Below are 20,500 nucleotides of genomic sequence, written 5' to 3'. Positions count from 1 at the left end.
GTGATTCAATATTGCGAAAATAGCAACAATCGTTAACGGGCTTTAAATACAAGGCTTTGCACCTTCTGTCGGTTTTTGGAGACAGTCTTTTTTTTCCAGTTCTTATCGGTTGAGGCAGTGAGCTATTCTCCTTTTCGCAACAACAAACTAATCATCTGCGTGGAGAAATGGATGAAACGAGTCGCACTGTCTACCCTCTCGCTGGCGCTTCTCGGCGTCACCGGCATGGCGCATGCTCAAAGCAGCGTTACCCTTTACGGCCTGATCGATGAATCGATCCAGTACGTTCACAACACACAAGACGCAGCTGGTAAGAATAAGAATCTGGTCGCGATGGTCGCCGGCAACCTGCAAGGCGATCGTTTTGGCCTGAAGGGCACGGAAGACCTCGGCGGTGGCCTGAAGGCAATCTTCCAGTTGGAAAACGGCTTTGACGTGAACACCGGCAAGCTGAATCAAGGCGGTCGGATGTTCGGTCGTCAAGCCTACGTCGGCCTGACGGGCGACCAGTGGGGCACGGTCACGCTGGGTCGTCAGTACGACCCGCTGGTCGACCTGGTTCAGCCGCTGACGGGTGACAACTACTTCGGTTCCACCTTCACAACGCCGGGCGACGTCGATAACAACGACAACTCCTCGCGCACGAACAGCGCCATCAAGTACACCTCGCCGGTGTGGGGCGGCCTCCAGTTCGAAGGCATGTACGCGCTGGGTGGCGTGGCGGGTCAAACGGGTTCGGGTCAAACGTGGTCGGGCGCTGCAACGTACGCAACGGGTCCGTTCAGCGTGGCTGCAGGCTACTTCCGCGCCGACAACGGCAACACGCTGGCTAGCCGCACGGCTGGCACGCCGCCGACGGCAGGCTGGAACGGCAGCACGTCGGACGGTACGTTCGACGGCCAGGTCAACTCGGCCTACGCTGCAGCCAAGTCGATCGGCATCGCTTCGGTCGCAGCGCAATACGTGACAGGCCCGTTCACGGTCAACCTGCGCTACAGCAATGCGCAATACAAGCCGGATGCGAATTCGGGCTTCGGTTCGACCGAGAAGTACAACGTCGGCGGCGTGTACTTTGGCTACCAGGCAACGCCGGCTATGCTGGTGGGCGTGGGCTACATCTACACGAAGGGCACGGGCGACTCGAGCGCAAAGTACAACCAGGTTTCCCTGGGCGGCGACTACAACCTGTCGAAGCGCACGGACGTCTACCTGGTCGGCGCATGGCAACACGCAAGCGGCGAACAGCGTAACTCGAGCGGCCAACTGGTCTCGGCTGGCGCATCGATCGGTTCGTACGGCTACAACTCGGCTTCCAACTCGCAAGAAATGGTTAGCCTGGGCATCCGCCACAAGTTCTAATCAAGCTTAACGGACTGCTGAAGCAACACGCAGTTCGAAAACCAGCCACGGGCGCAAGCCTGTGGCTGGTTTTTTTTCGCCTGCCGGTTCTGGCGCACGCGGCGACCCCTGTCATGTGGAGACCAGACCGCAGATCGATGGAGAGTTCGACGCGCACCGCAAGCGTTCATCGCGATCAACTCAACCGATGGAACCAATGAAAAAGGCCGCCGGCAAGCCTTTAACAGGCTCGCGACGACCTTGCTGCGATGCTCCCGGCCCGTAGCCGTAGATCCACGCTGAACTGCCTAGCGGCGCTGGGCCTTTCCCTTCTCCGCCTGCGCCAATGTCTGCGCCGGCTTCGCATCGAACTCATGCTCCACGCCGTCCGCCCCCACCGGCGCACGATGCAGCACCAGCGCACGCTCGCGCTGCAGTAGCGGCACATTGGGCGAATCCTGCCAGTCCGGATCGGGAATCTCGCCGAATACCTGACGCAGCCGCTCCCCCCACGTGCTGTGAATCATCTCGAAGTACGCATTGTCGTGATCGATCGACACGAAACGCGTGACGCGCAGCGAATCTTTCTCGTAAACCAGCAGATCGAGCGGCAGCCCGACCGAAAGATTCGAACGCAGCGTCGAATCCATTGAAATGAGCGCGCACTTGGCCGCTTCGTCGAGTGGCGTCGACGGTGTCAGCACGCGATCGATGATCGGCTTGCCGTATTTTGCCTCGCCGATCTGGAAATACGGGTTCACGGCCGACGCTTCGATGAAATTCCCCGCCGCGTAGATCATGAACAGGCGCGGCCGGTTGCCCGCGATCTGGCCGCCGAGAATGAAGCTGCAATTGAAGTCGACGCCGAATTCCTGCAACGCTTCGGCCTCGCGTTGATGCACGCGGCGCACCGCGCGGCCGATCACGCGGGCCGCATCGGCCATGGTGGGCGCGCTCCAGAGCGTGGGTTGCGACGGATCGGCGGGCTCGGACAACTCGTGCAGCACCGCTTGCGTGATCGACAGATTGCCGGCGCCCAGCAGCACGAGCATGCGCTCGCCTGGCTGCTCGAACACCGACATCTTGCGCGCGGTGCTGATGTGATCGACGCCCGCATTGGTACGCGTGTCCGACAGGAACACGAGCCCTTCGTCGACGGACATCGCGACACAGTAAGTCATAAGGAAAAATACCCGCGAAAAACGACAGTACGGCGCTATTGTAATGCGGCGCGCACGCGCCTTAATCCGTATTACGGCGGGCACGGGCCTAATCTGAACAGTTATGCGGGCTGACGCTCATTCAAACCCCTTGCCAGGCCGCCGGCGAGCCGCCCGCCTGGCGACACCCGTCAAGGGGCGGCCCTGGCACCCCGCTGGCCGCGTCCCCCGCCGCTATTGCGGCATCTGCCCACTGACCGTGACGGACACCTTCAGTTGCTCCTCCAGCCCGCCGATACGCCGGCCGCGCACCGGCGCGGCGGCTTCGTAGTCGCGCGCCACAGCGAGCCGGCAGTAAATCTCGCTGGCAAACGCGGCGTGCGTGACGTCGACGGAAATCCAGCCCTTGCCGTCGAGCCACACGTCGACCCATGCGTGACTCGCGCCGTGCTCTCCGCCAAGGGGAAGTCCTTCGGGACCGACGTCGCCGGGTTCGATGTAGCCGCTCACGTAACGCGCCGGGATGCCGCGCGCGCGGCAGCAGGCCAGCATCAGGTGCGCATGGTCCTGGCACACGCCGTTGCCGAGCGCGAGCGCCTGGGCAGCCGTGCTGGTGACTTCGGTGATGCCGGAGTTGTATTTCACGCGCTGCAAGATCTGCTCGGACAACTCGATCAGATTGCTTGAGCTCGCGAGGCTCGGCACCGATTCGGCCAGCTCGCGAATCGCCGCGTCGGCCTCCGTGAGACGCGTTGAGCAGGTGAAATGCTCGAGCGGAATCGGGCCGACGGCGTCGGGTAATCGGCCATCGATCAGCGGAATCGTGTCCACTTCGCCTGCTACATGCAGACGAATCTCGCCATGCGGCTTGTTGATGACAAGTGTATGCAGCACATTGCCGTAGGCGTCGACGGTAGCGTCGAGCTTGCCGGGCGCGTCGATGCTCCAGCGCCGCACCACCTGCGAGGCACCGCTCGACGGTGTCAGACGCAGTTGCTGGATCGAATAATGGACAGTCGCTTCGTAACGATAGGACGTGTCGTGGCGGATCGTCAGGTACATAAATAAAACTCCGTCAGGCGACTGGCAGCATCAGATAGGTACGCGCAACCAGATTGCCGAGCTCGAACACGCGAGCAAGGAACTGCGTCAGATAGGCGTGCAGGCCGGCTTCGAAAATCTGCCGGATGTCGGAGTACACCAGCTCGGCGCGCAGCTTGCCGGCAAACCGTTCGCACTGGTTCGAGCCCGGCGTGCGCAGCATCGCCAGATTCGTGCAGACGCCTTCGAGCGAAGCAAGCAGCGAGCGCGGCATCTGCTGGTTCAGGATCATCAATTCGACCACTCGCGCCGGCGTGACGACGTCGCGATACACCTTGCGATAAATCTCCAGCGCCGACACCGAGCTGAGAATCGAGGTCCAGTAGTAGAAGTCTTCGAGCTGGCGCGCGGCATCGCGTGAATTCGGCTCGACGTCGGCAAAGCGCACATCGAGAATCCGCGCGGTGTTGTCGGCGCGTTCGAGAAAGGTGCCGAGCTGCGTGAAGAAGAACGCGTCGTCCTGCAACGCGGTGCCGATCGTCACGCCGCGCGACAGATGCGAACGGAACTTCACCCACTCGAATAGCGCGCCTGGATTGCTCGACGTCTGGCCGGACGAGGCGAGTTCGTTGAACTCGAGCCAGGTGTCGTTGATGGTTTCCCACCATTCGGTCGTCAAGGTGCCGCGCACGGCGCGGGCGTTTTCGCGTGCGGCGTGCAAGCACGAGTGAATGCTCGACGGATTGGTCGCATCTGCCACCATGAAATCGAGCACGTGTTCGCGGGTCGGTTCGTCGTAGCTTTGCGCGAAAGCAGATTCGAGTTCGGAGATGCGCAGCACCGAACGTTGCGCGCGCGACTCCTGTTCTGGCGTTTGCGGCAACAGCAAGGCCTTCAGGTTGATATCGAGCATGCGGGCGGTGTTCTCCGCGCGCTCCATGTAGCGGGCCATCCAGAAGAGGTGATCGGCGGTTCGGCTTAGCATGACGGCATTCCGTATCTGGTGACGCGAGACCTTTGCGAAAGTAAAAGGTCCGCGCGGGTTATCCGTGTGCGCCGGCGACTGTCTGACTCATCTGCCGGCGCGTTAGGTTGCGGGCGCGGTTGCCTGCATGTCTACAGGAGTTGCTGCATCAGCTGCGGCATGGGCAACCGTATTGGCAACTGCGTCAGTCGACCATCCACGTGTCTTTAGTCCCGCCTCCCTGCGACGAATTGACGACGAGCGAGCCCTCCTGCAACGCCACGCGCGTCAGACCGCCCGCGCACATCGTCACACTCTTGCCGGACAGCACGAAGGGCCGCAAGTCGATATGGCGCGGCGCGATGCCCGCTTCGACAAAGGTCGGACACGCGGAGAGCGCCAGCGTGGGCTGCGCGATATAACCCGCGGGCCGCGCAATCAGGCGCTCGCGAAACGATTCGATTTCGGCTTTCGTCGACGCCGGTCCCACCAGCATCCCGTAGCCACCCGCGCCGTGCACTTCCTTCACGACCAGCTCCGGCAGATGCGCGAGCGTGTAGGCGAGATCGTCGGGCTTGCGGCACTGGAACGTGGGTACGTTGTTGAGGATCGGCTTCTCGCCTAAGTAAAACTCGATCATTTCCGGCACATACGGGTAGATCGATTTGTCGTCGGCGATGCCGGTGCCCATGGCGTTCGCAAGCGCGACACGTCCGGCGCGATATGCGGTCAACAGACCCGGCACGCCCAGCGCCGAATCGTTGCGGAAGGCGAGCGGGTCGAGAAAATCGTCGTCGACGCGGCGGTAGATCACGTCGACGCGCTTCGGCCCCTGCGTGGTGCGCATGAACACATAGTTATCGTCGACGAACAGATCCTTGCCTTCCACCAGTTCGACGCCCATCTGCTGCGCGAGGAACGTGTGCTCGAAATACGCGGAGTTGTACATGCCTGGCGTGAGCACCACCACGACCGGATCGTCGACGCCTTCGGGCGCCACCGAGCGCAGTGTGTCGAGCAGCAGATCGGGATAATGCGCGACCGGCGCAATGCGGTTCTGCACGAACAACTCGGGGAAAAGCCGCATCATCATCTTGCGGTTTTCCAACATATAGGACACGCCCGACGGCACCCGCAAGTTGTCTTCGAGCACGTAGAAGTCGCCCTCGTCGCCCGCGCGCACCACGTCGACCCCGGCGATATGCGCGTAAACACCGAGCGGCACATTGACGCCCTGCATTTCAGGCCGGTATTGCGCGTTGGTATAGACCTGTCCGGCCGGCACGATACCGGCGCGCACGATGTTGCGATCGTGATAGACGTCGTGGATAAACAGATTGAGCGCCTGCACCCGCTGGCGCAATCCGGCCTCCAGCGTCTGCCATTCGCTGCGCGGAATGATGCGCGGAATCAGATCGAAGGGAATCAGCCGCTCGGTGCCGGACAAATCGCCGTTCACCGCGAAGGTGATGCCGACCCGGCGAAACAGCAGGTCGGCTTCCGCACGCTTGCGTGCGATCGCCTCATTGCCCTGCTTCACCAGCCACCGCTCAAAGCGCGCGTAGTGTGGCCGCACGGAATCGTCATGATGACGCATCTCGTCATAGCATCGCATGTCACGCCCCGCTCTTGTTGTCGGATAGAAGGCGAATGCGCTGCGCATTCGGTGTTCGACAATCGTTCAAGCAAGCGCTATGCCATTGAGCTTTTCGCGTGCTAAACACGGTGCATGCACGCCAAGAGCGCATCCTGACCGGCATGGCCTCGCTGCCATCGTACTGCGACCGCTCATGATGCGCTAGTACAGTGCATAAGGGGCACCGTGGCGGGCGGCGGCGCGTTCGCATCACCACGGCGGACGCACATAAAAAATCCCCGCGGATTCACATCCACGGGGATTCGGACAACTCGCACTGCAGGTCGGCTTAAACGTTAACGACAGTTAAAGGCGCACGGTTAACAGCACACGGCTAAAAACGCACCGCTAAAACCCACGCTCAAAAACCGCGGTAACGCATGAAGCACGATCAGCCTGCTGCTGCGTCTTTCAGCTTCTTCAGCGGACGTGCCTTGATGCGCACGCTAGCCGGCTTGGCCGGGAACCAACGCTCTTCGCCCGAGAACGGGTCTTTGCCGAAGCGCTTCTTCTTCGCCGGCACAGCTTGCACGACGATCTTCAGAAGACCCGACAGCGTGAATTCGCCAGCGCCCTTCTTGTGCACGGCGCCGAGGATCGTGTCTTCGAGCGCGGCCAGAACGGCCTTGGCGGTCTTCGGTTCCACAGCCGCGCGTTCAGCGACGTGTGCAGCCAGCGAGGCCTTCGTGAAGGTGTCCTTGATCGGCGACGGAGCGCTGGACGCCTTCACGGCGACCTTCTTAGCTGCGACGGCTTTCTTCGCAGGGACTTTCTTTGCAGCAACCTTCTTGGTCGGTACCGGGGCAGCAGCCTTCTTGGCCACCTTTTTTGCGGAAGTCGGCATGTTTCTCCTACCTGTAGTGGTCAGTGAATTGCACGAAGCGCGCACGGTATGTGCGCGCTTCAACGCCGGATTCTACAAGCGCTAATACGGTTTGCGCGACTCTTTTGTGTATAACAGCGAAGGTTTGTTGCGCGGCGCAGACTGCGCAACACATTTTGATCCTTGTTTTAGCGGGTAAACGTGCGTCGACGTCCGTCGGCGAGGTCTGCAACACGAACACGTAACGTGCGTTACAAGCCATTTCGATACGTGAATAGAGGCACTTTCGGCGCCGGGCGATCGTCGACGGATCGCGACTCGATGCAGAAACGGTGGCTCGCCGACGACGCGTTCGCCACGCCGATTCACGCGACGGAAAAAACACGCCCCCTGCAGCGAAAGTCTCTGCCGGGGGGCGGCTAACGTTGTTCTGCGACAAACAATCGCAGGCCGTTTCAAGGATAGGCTTAGGTAATATTCGAGCGTGTTTTGAGTCGTCAGCGGGCGAGCCGCGGCAGAATGTCAGCGAGCCTGGTAAGCGCCGCGTCGATATGTTCGACGGCGATGCTGCCGTAACCAAACATCAAGCCGGGCTGCGGCTTCGCGCGCTGATAAAACGGCGCGAGTCCATACAAACCGATCGCGGCTTCACGCGCGGCGCTCACCAGCGCCGCCTCGGTCAACGGCGCCTTCAGCCGCGTTGCCATATGGATGCCGGCGGTCGGCACGATCGGATCGAACCACGGCGCGAGATCGCCTTGCAGATGCTTCAGCAGCATCGCGCGGCGCGCCGCATAGGTCTTGTGCATGCGCCGCAGGTGCTTGGCAAAGTCGCCGTTGAGCATGAAGGTCGCAAGCGCGGTTTGCGTGAGCGTGCAGCCATGGCAGTCTGCGATCTGGCGGACCTTGATGAGCGGCCCATAAAGGGAAACCGGCGGCACCACGTAGCCGACCCGTAGCTCCGGGAAAATCGTCTTCGAAAACGTGCCCACATACGCGACGAGACCGGCGCGGTCGAGACTTTTCAGCGGCTCCATCGGCCGGCCTTCGAAACGGAACTCGCAGTCGTAGTCGTCCTCGATGATCACGGCGCCGCGTTTCTGCGCCCATTCCAGCAACTCGACGCGCCGCTCCAGACTCATCGGCATGCCGAGCGGGAACTGATGCGAGGGTGTCACATAGACGAGCCGCGCCGCGTCCGGGAGCTTGCTCACGATCAGGCCTTCATTGTCCACCGGCACTGGCACCACGCGTGCGCCCGTGGCCGTGAAGCATGCCTGGACCGGCGGATAGCCTGGGTCTTCGAGCGCCGCGATCTCGCCAGGCCGCAACGTGATGCGCGCGATCAGATCGAGCGCGTGCTGTGCGCCCTGCGTGACGATCACGTCGTCCCAGTTGCTCGTGACCGCGCGGTTGAACGCCAGGTAGCGCGAAATCGCGAGGCGCAACGCCTGCTCGCCGGCCACGTCGCGATATGTGCCAGGGCCGCGCGCTTGCACACGCAATGCGTGGTTCACGCAGCGGCGCCAGACGTCGAAGGGAAACAACGACTTGTCGGTCGCGCCGCCGACGAAATCGTGCGGCGAGGCCACCGTAGACCGCGGCAACGGCAAGGTCTCTGGCATCTGCTCCCACAGCGGCTGGGCACGCGCTGCGGCTTTCAGTTTCGCCTTCGCCCGTTCGCGCGCTGGCTCAGCGGCCAGTGCATGCGACGAGCGCTCCACCGGCAGACGCTCCAGACCATCGGCGACGAAGGTGCCCGAACCGGCGCGTGCGCTCAGATAGCCTTCGGAGAGGAGCCGTTCGAACACGTCGAGCGTGGTTTTGCGCGAAACACCCAATTGCGTGGCGAGATCGCGCGTGGACGGTAAACGCGTGCCGCCGGCGAGGCGCCCTTCGAGTATGCCGGCACGCAACTGCCGGTAGATCTGTCCGGACAGATCGTGACGCCCTTCGACCGCGATATGGATATCCATCCGAGTGGTTACCTGAAATATCCGAGAAATGGTTATTCCGAAATACCAGTACTGACCGTAAGCTTACCTCCGTCGCCGCCATCGGAGCGGACACTTTCGATAAGGAGCAGCTCATGCAACCCCGTCTCGACTTCTACAAGGCCAGCCCGAGCGGCACCCGCGCGATGCTCGCGCTCGAAGAAACCATCGGCAAAAGCACGCTCGACAAATCACTCGCGGAACTCGTGCGGATCCGCGCGTCGCAGCTGAACGGCTGTGCGTTCTGCCTCGATATGCACGTGGCGGACGCACGCAAGCACGGCGAAACCGAGCGGCGTCTGGCAACGGTAGCGGCATGGCGCGAAGCGCCGTTCTTCACCGAGCGCGAACGCGCGGCGCTCGAATGGACCGAATCGGTCACGCTGGTCGCGCAAACGCGTGTACCGGACGAAGTGTGGGAAGCGGTAAAGCCGCATTTCACCGAGCAGGAGATGAGCGACCTGACCTTGCTGATCATTGCGATCAACGGCTGGAACCGGATTGCGGTTTCGTTCCGGAAAATGCCGGAGTAAATGCGCGGAGCAGGAGCGATTACCTCGCAAGAGAGCCTGGCGCATAAAACGCAAAATGGCGCGCCTCCATAATATGAGGCGCGCCATTTTTGTTGCGCCGCCGAGAGTGGCAGACGCATGGTGACAAACGGCCAGCGCGTACGTTCTTGCGGCCGGTGGCCGGTGAGCGGCGCCGTGGCGCCGCTTTACACGTCGCGGCAGATTACTCCACCATCACCCCACTCAATGCAGCCGCTTGCCGCACGGTCTCACGCGCTTCGTCGCTGCAACGCTGATGCTCACGCGAGAGCTTGCGCATCAGCGGCAACAGCAGCACGGCGATCAGCGCGCCCAACGCCGCGAGCCAGCCCAAGCCGTTAAACAGCTTGGTGTACAACGGCAGCGATTCGAGCGGATCCAGATTGCCCGCCGGCATCTGCGCGAAGTTCGCCACCACGCTGCCCAGATACTGCGACACGCCGGTTGCCACGAAGTAAGCGCCCATCATGAAGCCGCTCATCCGCGCCGGCACGTAGCGCGCGATCATCGCGAGACCCAGTCCGCTCACCAGCAATTCGCCGAGCGAATACAAGCCGTAGCCGCCCACCATGAACCACGACGACACGCGTCCGTTCACCGCGTAGTTGCCGCTCGCCGCATACACGAAGAAGCCGGCCGCCACCACCGCGAAGCCGAACGCGTACTTGACCGCCACCGGCACGTCCTTGCCGCTCTTCGCGAGCTTCGTATAGAGCAGCGCGAGCACCGGGCTCAGCAACATGATCCAGATCGGATTGAGTGCCTGAAACTGCGCCGCACTCCACGTGAACAGCGTCTCGCCGAACAGCATGAAGCGCGGATCGACGTTGCGCAGCGCGAACAGCGTGAGCGACGTCGACATCTGCACGTAGAACACGAAGAACAGGATCACCTGCGCGGTCAGGATCAGCGCGGCAACCAGACCCGAGCGCTCCGAGCGTTCGCACTTCACCAGCATGTAGCCGAAGATCGCCAGAATCGCGACGCCCGCCGTGTACACGCAGGCCACCGCGATCGCCTTGTGCTGCAGCACAAACATGGTTGCCGTGCCGAGCGCGATACCGCCCAGCGCGACCGCGCCGACGCGTTTCCAGCGGATCGGTTCAGCGTCCGGCGCGGAGCCGATATGCGCGAGCGTGCGGAACATGATGAAGTAGTTCAGCACCGACAGCAGCATGCCCGCGCAGCAGACCGCGAATGCCGTGTGCCAGCCCCAATGGTCCTTGATCCACGGCGTCGCGAGCATCGACGCCGTCGAGCCGATATTGACCGCCATGTAATAGATCGTGAATGCGCTGTCGATGCGCGCGTCGTCGCCTTCATAGATGCGGCGCACGAGATTCGCGGCATTCGCCTTGAAAAGCCCGTTGCCCACCACGATCACGCCGAGCGATGCGTACATGTAGCTCAATTGGTCGTTCGGCAGCGCCAGCATCAGATAGCCGGCCGCCAGCACGCCGGCGCCGAAGATCATCGTGCGGCGCGCGCCGAGAATCTTGTCGCCGATCCAGCCGCCGATCGACGGCGATGCGTACACCAGCGCCGTGAACGCGCCCCACGTGAGGGTGGCGTGGCTGTCGGTGAAGTTCAGCTTGTCGATCATGAACAGGACCAGCAGCGCGGCCATCCCGTAGTAACCAAAGCGCTCCCACATCTCGATCAGAAAAACCGTCGAGAACGAACGGGTCTGCGAGACCGGTGCGCTGGCGGGATTGGACGAATTCATCATGTACCTCTTGTGCTTACGGTTGCGGCGCCGCGTAGGCTGGCCACGCGGCGCGAAAAACTGGATCTGAAAACGGCCGGCGGACCGGGCGCGCCGCACGCATTGGCCTAGGCCTGCGCGTAGTCAGCGGCGCGTTCATCTACACGTTCATCTGGAAACTGAGTTGCGCGCTCAACTGCAAACTGAGGCGCCAATAACAGCAGAAAAACCAGGGGATGGGATAGAGGCCCGCCACGCGATGCGCCCCGCAGGAACTCTCCTCGGGGGACGCCCCGCAGGAAGTCCTCCGCTCCGCAGGAAGTCCCCCGCCCCGCAGGAAGTCCCCTTGGGGGATTGGGGGATGGGGGGATGCTGCGCCACACCGGACTCCGGCTCCGGCAGGCGGAACAGGCGCAATGATAAAGCATTGCGGGAACCGGTGATCCGGCGGCCGGCTGTCCGGCGGCCGGCGATCCAGAGGCCGGCGATCCAGAGGCCGGCTGTCCGGAGGCCGGCTGTCCGGCAAGCGGCAGATGGCCGCGCCGGGCGGCGGGCGCCGAGCCCGCGGCAGGAAAAATCGGCAGTGATAGTCATGTCCTTATGCCGGCCAGCGTTCGGATGGAACGTGCCGGACAGCGCTCCGTCGGGCAGGATCACTGCAAGCGGAATGAAAAACAGCGGCCAGCACCGTGTGGAGTACAAACACACGAGCCCTTCCGCCAAGCGGGGCAGATTCTGCAAATAGAAACACGGTTCGTCACTCAGGGAATTCACTGATACCACGCCAATTACCTGTTATTACACGCCAAATTGCTTCGTTGCGAAGTCGAGGGTGGCTGAAAATAGTCTTTAATGTCATGCCTTTAAGGTCTCCTGATACGCAACTTGCATCAATGCGGACACCCTTGTGCATACACAGGCTTTACCGCATCCACTTTCTCAGTGTCTTGTCGATTACCGGTCAAAACGGCTGGTGAGTATTTCGGTTCTGGCAACATAGGGCGTTGTCCCGAAAATGCGGCCCCTTGCACGACCGGGTGCTGAACGGCCCCCCCGCCCCGGCCTGGACCGCAATCAAACCATATTTACTTATATCAAACAAATTTTGACGGGCTAATTTCCTCCTGCTATGGTCACGACAATTCAAAAGAACAACCCGGCACTCGAACTCGGCAGTAAGATCCGCGCGCTGCGGCAACGGCTCAAGCGCACGCTGGATGACACGGCAACAGCGGCAGGTATTTCCAAACCGTTTTTGTCACAAGTCGAACGGGGTCTGGCGTCACCGTCCATCACTTCGCTGGCCGGGATCGCCCACGCACTTGGGGTGACGGTGCAGTATTTCGTCGACACGCCAAGCGAAGAACGCTCGGTGTGCCGCGGCGATCAGTTGAAGTTTTTCGGTTTTGCGGACTCGGCCAATCTGTTTGCACGGCTGACCAATCTGACAGGTGGCCGTCAGCTCGAAGCGATCCTCGTGAGGATGCCGCCCGGGCAGAAACGCTCCGAAGTCACCACGCATGCCGGGGAAGAGTTTGTTTATTTGATCGACGGCGAAGTGTCGTTGACGCTGGAAGGCAAGACGTTCGTGTTGCACGCGGGAGACAGCGCGCATTACGAATCGACGGTGCCGCACAGCTGGGTGAATACCGCACGCAAAGAGTCGGTAGTCGTCTGGGTCGGCACACCAAGACTGTTCTAAGAGGCAGGCACCTTTTCCGGTTGATCCGGTCAGGGTTTGCCAGAATTACGAAATGTAAGGAATCCTGCATGTCGAGCAACCAACACGGGCAACAAGGGCCGCCCCGGCCCGAGCACCGCAGATAACCGGGCGCCCTGGCGCGCCAGCGCGTTCTTCTCTAGACCTTTCCTGCGATCTCAACCGATGAAAACCCCGTTCGTCTACGCGACGGCGCTGACCGCGCTCGTCCTTACGTTTCAGCCCTCCGCCTTCGCCGTCAACGTACCCGCGGGTGTCACGCTCGCTGCCAGCCAGGAGATGACCCGCCAGGTGCCGGCCGAAACCGAATCGCTCGACCCCGCGCATATCGAATCCTGGACCGGCGACACGATCGCGCTCGACATGTTCGAAGGTCTGACGCGCATCGACGCGGCCGGCGCGATCGTGCCAGGCGTCGCGCAATCGTGGACACGCACCGGGCCCACTACGTGGGTTTTCAAGCTGCGCCACGACGCGCGCTGGAGCAATGGCCAGCCGGTCACGGCGGCTGACTTCATCTATGCGTGGCAACGCGTGCTCGATCCGAAGACGGGTTCGAAATACACGGTGCTGGTCGAGTTCGTGAAGAACGCCAAGGCAATTCTCGCCGGCAAGGCATCGCTCTCGAGTCTCGCCGCGCGCGCCGTCGATCCGTACACGCTCGAAGTCACCACCGAAGTGCCCGCCGCCTTCTTCCCGCAACTGACCGCGATGCCGGCCATGGCCCCGGTCAATCGTGAGACCGTGACCAAATTCGGCGGCGACTGGACCCGCCCGGGCAACTTCGTCGGTAACGGCCCGTATACGCTGACCGACTGGCAGCCGAACAACCGGCTGGTGGCGACCAAAAGCAGCACGTACTGGAATGCCGGCAAGGTCGTGATCACGAAAGTGACCTATCTGCCGATCGAAAACGACGAAACAGCCATGCGCATGTATCAGGCCGGCCAGTTCGACTACACGTACTCGATTCCGTCGGGCATCTACACGCAGGTGAGCAAACAGTTCGGCTCCGAACTGAAAACCGGCCTGCAGATCGCCACTTACTACTACAGCCTGAACAACGAAGACCCGGCATTCAAGGACAAGCGCGTGCGCCAGGCGCTAGCGATGGTGCTGGACCGCGACCTGCTGACCAAACGTCTAACGGCCGACGGCGAGGTGCCAATGTACGGCCTGATCGCCAAGGGTACGGAAGGCGCGAACGTCTTCACGCCGGAGTGGGCAAGCTGGCCGATGCCCAAGCGCGTCGATTACGCGCGCAACCTGCTGAAGGCCGCAGGCTATTCGGATGCGAAGCCGCTGACGTTCACGCTCACCTACAACACCAACGACCTGCACAAGAAGGTCGCGCTGTTTGCCACGTCGGAATGGCGCACCAAGCTCGGCGTGACCGCCAAACTCGAAAACGTCGAATACAAAGTGCTGCTCAAGCAACGCCACGACGGCAAGGTGCAGGCCTCGCGCGACGGCTGGTTTGTCGATTACAACGACGCCAACTCGTTTTTCGATCTGATCCGCTGCAACAGCGTGCAGAACGATCAGCGCTACTGCAACCCGCAAGTCGACAAGCTCGTCGATGAAGGCAACCAGCAGCTCGACGACGCGAAGCGCACCGCCCTGCTCTCGCAGGCGCACGATCTGGCCATGAACGACTACCCGCTGGTATCGCTCTTCCAGTACTCGGCGGACCGGCTGGTCAAGTCGTATGTGGGCGGCTACACATCGACCAATTACGTCGACCAGCGCGCCACGCAAGACATGTATCTGATCAAGCACTAAGCGCGGGAGCACCGTCATGCTGGCCTATACGCTGCGCCGCACGCTCTGGGCGATCCCGACGATTCTCGCCGTGATCACCGCGTGCTATCTGCTGCTGCACCTCACCCCCGGCGGCCCGTTCGACACGGAGAAACACCTGTCGGCGGCCGTGCTCGCGAACCTCAACGCCAAGTATCACCTCGACGAACCGTTGTGGCTGCAGTACCTCCACTACCTCGGCTCGCTGCTGCACGGCGATCTCGGTCCGTCGTTCCGCTACGCCGACTGGTCGGTCAACGATCTGGTATGGAAGGCCTTACCGGTGAGTCTCGGCGTCGGCGGCGTATCGGTGCCGATCGCGGTCGTGATCGGCGTGACGCTCGGCACGCTGGCCGCCGTGCGGCGCGACCGTTTCATCGATCACCTGGTCATGGTGCTCGGCAACATCGGCAACGTGGTGCCGCCGTTCGTGCTCGGCCCGGTGCTGGTGTGGATCTTCGCGATCCTGCTGAAGACCTCCGAAGGCCACGGCTGGCTGCCGGCCGGCGGCTGGGGCGAAGGCGAGTGGCGCTACCGCGTGCTGCCGATCGTGCTGCTCACCATCATCAACGTCGCCGCGATCGCTCGCGTGATGCGCGGCAGCATGATCGAAGTGCTGTCGGGCAACTTCATCCGCACCGCGCGCGCCAAGGGCCTGCCGGGACGCACGATCGTGTTGCGCCATGCGTTGAAGCCCGCGCTGATGCCGGTGGTTTCGCTGCTCGGCTCGATCTGCATCTCGTCGATCACGGCGGCGGTGGTCACCGAGTCGGTGTTCGCCCTGCCCGGCCTCGGCCAACTGGTCGTCAACGGCGCGATCAACCGCGACTACACCCTCGTGCTCGGCCTCGTCGTGCTGACCACCGCGGTCGCCGTCCTGTTCAATCTGCTGGTCGATCTGGCATACGCCTGGCTCGATCCGCGCATCCGGTACTGATCCATGCCCCGCTCAATTCAATCGACTGCCGCGGCGCTCGATCCGCTCGCGGCCATCGCAAGGGCGCCGCGTTCGCGCGGACCGCTCGCCACCGCCGCGCTGCGCTTCGTGCGCAATCGCGCGGCGTTTTCCGGCTTTGTCATCTTGCTGCTGATCGTGATTGCCTGCGTGGCCGGTCCGTGGTTCCTGCCGAACAATCCGATCGATAGCGACTGGAGTGCGATCAGCCTCGCGCCAACGCTGCAAAACATGCACTGGTTCGGCACTGACGAGCTCGGCCGCGACCTGCTCGCGCGCACGCTGCAAGGCGGACGCGTATCGCTGGAAGTGGGCCTGCTCGGCACGCTGGTGTCCGGGTTGATCGGCGTGGCGTATGGCGCCACCGCCGGCTATCTGGGCGGCCGTGCCGATGCGGTGATGATGCGCATCGTCGACATGATGTATGCGATCCCCTACATGCTGATCGCGATTCTGATGATGACGATGTTCGGCCGCGCGTTCTATCTGGTCGTGCTGACGATTAGCGCGTTCTCGTGGCTCGACATGGCCCGCGTGGTGCGCGGCCAGACACTGTCGCTGCGCTCGCGCGAATTCATCGACGCCGCGCGTGCAATCGGCGTCAGTTCGCCGTCGATCATCGCGCGCCACATCGTGCCGAATCTGCTCGGCGTGGTGGTGGTGTATGCCAGCGTGACGGTGCCCAACATCGTGCTGACCGAATCGGTGCTGTCGTTCCTTGGCCTCGGCGTGCAGGAACCCATGACGAGCTGGGGCGTGCTGATTCAGGACGGCGCGCAGAAGCTCGAGTCGATGCCCTGGCTGCTGCTGTGCCCGGCGGTGATGCTGTGTGTCACCTTGTATTGCGTGAATTTCGTCGGCGACGGTCTGCGCGACGCATTCGATCCGAAGGACCGCTGATATGCCGCTACTCGAAGTCAAAGACCTGAGCGTGCGCTTCACGCGCCGCGAGGGCGCACCCGTCGACGCGGTGCAGCGCGTATCGTTTTCGCTCGAAGCGGGCCGCACGCTCGGCATCGTCGGCGAATCGGGCTCGGGCAAGAGCCAGACGGTGATGGCGCTGCTCGGCCTGCTGGCCGGCAACGGCAAGGTGTCGGGCGCTGCGACCTATCGCGGCGAAAACCTGCTGACGATGAACGAAGCCGCGTTGAACAGGATCCGCGGCGACCGCATCGGCATGATCTTTCAGGACCCGATGACCTCGCTCAACCCGTTCCTGACGATCGAACGGCAGATGACCGAGACGCTGCAACTGCATCGCAAGATGTCGCGCCGCGAAGCACGCCGCCGCGCCATCGAAACGCTCGAAACCGTGCGCATTCCCGATGCCGCACGGCGCATCAACATGTATCCGCACGAGTTTTCCGGCGGCATGCGGCAACGCGTGATGATCGCCATGGCCCTGCTCTCCGAGCCGGAAATCCTGATCGCCGACGAGCCGACCACCGCGCTCGACGTGACCGTGCAGGCGCAGATCATCGAGTTGCTGCGCGAACTGAATCGCGAACGCGGCACCGCGATCATTCTGATCACGCACGACATGGGCGTCGTGGCCGGCTTGTGCGACGACGTGATGGTGATGTACGCCGGCCAGACCGTCGAGCAGGCGAGCGCCGCCACGCTGTTCGCCGCGCCGACGCATCCGTACACGATCGGTCTGCTGAACGCGCTGCCGCGCCTGACCGACGACGATGACCGTCCGCTGCAAACCATTCCCGGCAACCCGCCGTTGCCCGGCGAAATCGGCCAGGGTTGCGCATTCGCACCGCGCTGCACATATTGCAGCGATCGGTGCCGCGAGTCGCGGCCTGCGCTCACGGCGTCGCCGGCCGCTGCCGGCGCGTTGCGCGCTTGCCACCGGCCGGTGCAGGAAATCATGGAGGTACAACACGTATGAATGCCGCTTCCATTGCAAGCCGAGGCCAGGGTCAAGGTCCGGCGACACTGTTGTCGGTCGACAATCTCAAGGTGCAATTCGGTGTGCCGCGCGGTGGTTTTCCGTGGTCCGGCAAGGCCACGCTGCGCGCGGTGGACGGGGTGTCCTTCAGCGTGCGGCGCGGCGAAACCGTGGGCCTCGTCGGCGAATCGGGTTGTGGCAAATCCACGCTCGCACGCGCCATCATCGGCCTCGCGCCAGTGGCGAGCGGCAGCGTGCGCTGGCTCGACCAGGAAACCGTGCGGCCGGACGCGCGCCGCGATACCTCGCGCTTGCGCCGCGACGTGCAGATGATTTTCCAGGACCCGCTCGCCTCGCTCGATCCGCGCATGACGATCGAACAGATCGTCGCCGAACCCTTGCTCACGCATGGCCAGGACATCGCCCGCGCCGACGTGCAACGGCGCGTTCTGACAATGCTCGAACGCGTCGGCCTCAACGCGCAGCATCTGCGCCGCTATCCGCATGAGTTTTCCGGCGGCCAGTGTCAGCGCGTCGGGATTGCACGCGCGTTGATCGGCGAACCGCAACTCGTGATCTGCGACGAGCCTGTGTCGGCGCTCGACGTCTCGATCCAGGCGCAAATCGTCAACCTGTTGCGCGATCTGCAGCGCGAGTTGTCGCTGTCGCTGCTGTTCGTCGCGCACGACCTCGCGGTCGTCAAGGCGATCAGCCACCGCGTGCTGGTGATGTATCTGGGTCGTGTGATGGAGTTCGGCGACAAGCGCGACGTGTATGGCACGCCGCGTCATCCGTACACCCGCGCGTTGCTGTCGGCGGTACCGGTGCCCGATCCGGCGGTTGAACGCGCACGCCGTCATCTGCTGCTGCGCGGCGAGATTGCGTCGCCGCTCAGCCCACCCTCCGGTTGCGCGTTTCGCACGCGCTGCCCGGATGCGATCGAGGCCTGCGCCAGCGAGATTCCGCAGCCAGTCACGCACGGTGCGAGCGCAACACGCGTCGCGTGCATTCGCGTGAATGGCGCCCCGTAGGAAGTTCTCCTGGGGGGCGCACCGAAGGAGGTCCTCTCGGGGGGCGCCCTGCAGGAAGTCCCCTTGGGGCAACGCTAAAGAAAACAGTCTGGAAATTTAAAACCGAATTCCCCGGCGCGGCGGGTCGTCGCGCCGTTGGATTCGTTCGTCCCGCCATCAGCGCGACGAACGATAAGCGTGGACTGGCTAACCGCCAGCCAAAGATTCACCAAAATAACAGAGACGTACGCCATGAAAGATAGCCGAACAAAAAAGCGGTCAAAAAAATCTAGCGCAGCCACCTTCTTTTACTGCGCATTCACGCTGCCCGCGCTGACCATCGGCGCGAGCGCCTACGCCGATGACGCCGTATTGGAGCCCACCTCCGATGCGACGAAAACTCAAACACTCGCGCAAACGTTTCCCTCTCCTACGCAACGGTCGCAAGCAACGCCCGCGTCGCAAGATTCGCAATCCAATCCATCCGGCAAGCGCAGAGCGGACCAGGGCGGCCAGGTGCGCAACGATCAACCCGACACCACCAACGCCGTCGTCAACGCGGAGGCCGACCAGACAGTCACGCCGCCCACGCCGCCATCGAGCCAGGCGGCGAGTAAGGGCTTTATCGCCGATAGCCATCTCAACCTGCAGTTGCGCAACTACGCCGACTACTTCCAGGCGCCCACCGCGATCTATCGCCACGCGTGGGTTCAGGGCGCGCAAGCCAACTATGAATCCGGCTTCACGCAAGGCCCGGTAGGGTTTGGCGTTGACGCGTCACTGTTCGCCGCTCTCAAACTCGACGGCGGCAACGGCGCGGGCAACATGGTGCACGTGGGCAAGGACGGCGGCGGCTCGCAACAGCTCGCGTGGGCCTATCCCGGCATGTATGACATCAAGGGGCGCATTTCGGAAACGGTCGTGAAGTACGGCCTGCAGTCCGTCACCAACCCCTTCCTCGAACCGCACGACAACCGCGCGTTGCCGCCGACTTTCCTCGGTGTGTCGATGGTCAGCAACGATCTGGTTCATACGACGCTGGAGGCCGGCAGTTTCACCAAAGTCGACGCACGCGGCCACACGAACCTGACCAATCTGACCACCTCGTACGGCGGCACGCGCATCGACCGCCTGACCTACGTCGGCGGCACATGGCACTACGCGAAGAACGGCGAAATGGCGCTGTATGTCGACCAGGCCGACGACGTCTGGCGTCAGTACTACGGCTCGGTAGCGCAGTCGTTCGGCGACCCCACCACCATCAAGTGGAGCGGTCTCGCGAACATCTATTCGACGCACGACACCGGCGCATCGCGCCAGGGGCATATCAACAACAACGCGTACAGCCTGTCGGTCTCCGCACAGCACGGCCCGCACGCACTGCTGCTCGGCTACCAGCAGGTGCTCGGCGACCAGTTCTTCGACTACGTCAACGAGACCAACGGTATCTACCTGACCAACTCGATGGACGTCGACTACAACGCGCCGCATGAGCAGTCGCTGCAATTGCGCTACACGTTCGACGGCAAATACGCCGGCGTGCCGGGGCTCAAGGCGATGTTCTGGGGCGAGTATGGGTGGGGGGCGGATGCGTCGGCCGGCGCCGCGGATAATGCTTCGGCGTCGGCGCCGCTGCACGATCTGTACTGGAAGAACGGCGAACCGGTGCACGGGCACCATCACGAGTTCGGTTTCATTCCGAGCTATACGCTGCAAAGCGGGCGTTTCAAGGACACGAAGGTCACGTTCATCGCGATGTGGCACAACGCCTCGCGCTATTACTCCGACGGCAACAATATGGAGTACCGGCTGGTGGTGAATGTGCCGGTGAAGGTGTTCTGAGCCGCGGGGTTCCAGGTCCTGTGCGTAAGCGCATTGAAACCGTTCTCTTTCTTGTGCAGGTGTG

Annotated in this window: 16 protein-coding genes; 9 read left to right on the top strand and 7 right to left on the bottom strand. The window is 62.6% G+C overall.

What is annotated here, in order from left to right:
* The first annotated feature begins 171 nt into the window (after positions 1 to 171).
* Complete coding sequence (locus P3T22_RS06295) at positions 172 to 1,359, top strand: porin (RefSeq protein ID WP_063499927.1); 1,188 nt, start codon at positions 172 to 174, stop codon at positions 1,357 to 1,359.
* Positions 1,360 to 1,646: 287 nt separating this feature from the next.
* Here P3T22_RS06295 and P3T22_RS06290 read toward each other — a convergent pair whose 3' ends face one another.
* The 6 genes from P3T22_RS06290 to P3T22_RS06265 form a co-directional block, all read right to left on the bottom strand.
* Complete coding sequence (locus P3T22_RS06290) at positions 1,647 to 2,519, bottom strand: peptidase (protein WP_429324529.1); 873 nt, start codon at positions 2,517 to 2,519, stop codon at positions 1,647 to 1,649.
* Between the two features lie 213 nt (positions 2,520 to 2,732).
* Complete coding sequence (locus tag P3T22_RS06285) at positions 2,733 to 3,560, bottom strand: transglutaminase family protein (RefSeq protein WP_063499929.1); 828 nt, start codon at positions 3,558 to 3,560, stop codon at positions 2,733 to 2,735.
* Between the two features lie 13 nt (positions 3,561 to 3,573).
* Positions 3,574 to 4,524: an alpha-E domain-containing protein gene (locus tag P3T22_RS06280; protein ID WP_063499930.1), complete on the bottom strand. Its 951-nt coding sequence runs from the start codon at positions 4,522 to 4,524 to the stop codon at positions 3,574 to 3,576.
* Positions 4,525 to 4,708: 184 nt separating this feature from the next.
* Positions 4,709 to 6,118, bottom strand: a complete 1,410-nt coding sequence (locus P3T22_RS06275) for a circularly permuted type 2 ATP-grasp protein (RefSeq protein WP_429324528.1) — start codon at positions 6,116 to 6,118, stop codon at positions 4,709 to 4,711.
* Positions 6,119 to 6,530: 412 nt separating this feature from the next.
* The gene (locus P3T22_RS06270) at positions 6,531 to 6,983 is read right to left on the bottom strand and encodes an HU family DNA-binding protein (protein ID WP_007177969.1); all 453 of its coding nucleotides are present in this window, start codon (positions 6,981 to 6,983) and stop codon (positions 6,531 to 6,533) included.
* Positions 6,984 to 7,459: 476 nt separating this feature from the next.
* A complete protein-coding gene (locus P3T22_RS06265) occupies positions 7,460 to 8,938 on the bottom strand; it encodes a PLP-dependent aminotransferase family protein (protein ID WP_063499931.1) in 1,479 nt (492 codons plus the stop codon).
* Between the two features lie 113 nt (positions 8,939 to 9,051).
* On the opposite strand from P3T22_RS06265, the gene P3T22_RS06260 reads away from it, so the two are divergent.
* Positions 9,052 to 9,489, top strand: a complete 438-nt coding sequence (locus P3T22_RS06260; protein WP_063499932.1) for a carboxymuconolactone decarboxylase family protein — start codon at positions 9,052 to 9,054, stop codon at positions 9,487 to 9,489.
* Positions 9,490 to 9,691: 202 nt separating this feature from the next.
* Here P3T22_RS06260 and P3T22_RS06255 read toward each other — a convergent pair whose 3' ends face one another.
* Entirely contained in the window at positions 9,692 to 11,233 is a 1,542-nt protein-coding gene (locus P3T22_RS06255; protein WP_429324690.1) for a peptide MFS transporter, read from the bottom strand.
* 1,108 nt (positions 11,234 to 12,341) lie between these two features.
* Here P3T22_RS06255 and P3T22_RS06250 point away from each other — a divergent pair.
* The 7 genes from P3T22_RS06250 to P3T22_RS06220 all read left to right on the top strand — a co-directional run bounded on the left by P3T22_RS06250 (position 12,342) and on the right by P3T22_RS06220 (position 20,436).
* Positions 12,342 to 12,914 (top strand): cupin domain-containing protein, encoded by a 573-nt coding sequence (locus P3T22_RS06250; RefSeq protein WP_063499933.1) that lies wholly within the window; start codon positions 12,342 to 12,344, stop codon positions 12,912 to 12,914.
* Between the two features lie 183 nt (positions 12,915 to 13,097).
* Positions 13,098 to 14,714 carry a peptide ABC transporter substrate-binding protein gene (locus tag P3T22_RS06245; protein ID WP_063499934.1) on the top strand — a complete coding sequence of 539 codons (1,617 nt, stop codon included), beginning with the start codon at positions 13,098 to 13,100 and terminating at the stop codon, positions 14,712 to 14,714.
* 16 nt (positions 14,715 to 14,730) lie between these two features.
* Positions 14,731 to 15,669: an ABC transporter permease subunit gene (locus P3T22_RS06240; RefSeq protein WP_063499935.1), complete on the top strand. Its 939-nt coding sequence runs from the start codon at positions 14,731 to 14,733 to the stop codon at positions 15,667 to 15,669.
* Between the two features lie 3 nt (positions 15,670 to 15,672).
* On the top strand, positions 15,673 to 16,587 hold the full coding sequence (locus P3T22_RS06235) for an ABC transporter permease (protein WP_429324527.1): 915 nt from the start codon (positions 15,673 to 15,675) through the stop codon (positions 16,585 to 16,587).
* 1 nt (position 16,588) lies between these two features.
* Entirely contained in the window at positions 16,589 to 17,584 is a 996-nt protein-coding gene (locus tag P3T22_RS06230) for an ABC transporter ATP-binding protein (RefSeq protein ID WP_063499937.1), read from the top strand.
* Complete coding sequence (locus tag P3T22_RS06225) at positions 17,581 to 18,615, top strand: ABC transporter ATP-binding protein (protein ID WP_429324526.1); 1,035 nt, start codon at positions 17,581 to 17,583, stop codon at positions 18,613 to 18,615. Before P3T22_RS06230 ends, P3T22_RS06225 begins: the two co-directional genes overlap by 4 nt.
* A 231-nt stretch (positions 18,616 to 18,846) precedes the next feature.
* Positions 18,847 to 20,436 (top strand): OprD family outer membrane porin, encoded by a 1,590-nt coding sequence (locus P3T22_RS06220; protein WP_063499939.1) that lies wholly within the window; start codon positions 18,847 to 18,849, stop codon positions 20,434 to 20,436.
* Positions 20,437 to 20,500: the final 64 nt, after the last annotated feature.

Source organism: Paraburkholderia sp. GAS348 (assembly GCF_050434205.1).
Taxonomy (GTDB): Bacteria; Pseudomonadota; Gammaproteobacteria; order Burkholderiales; family Burkholderiaceae; genus Paraburkholderia.
This window is presented reverse-complemented; position numbering and strand designations above follow the sequence as displayed.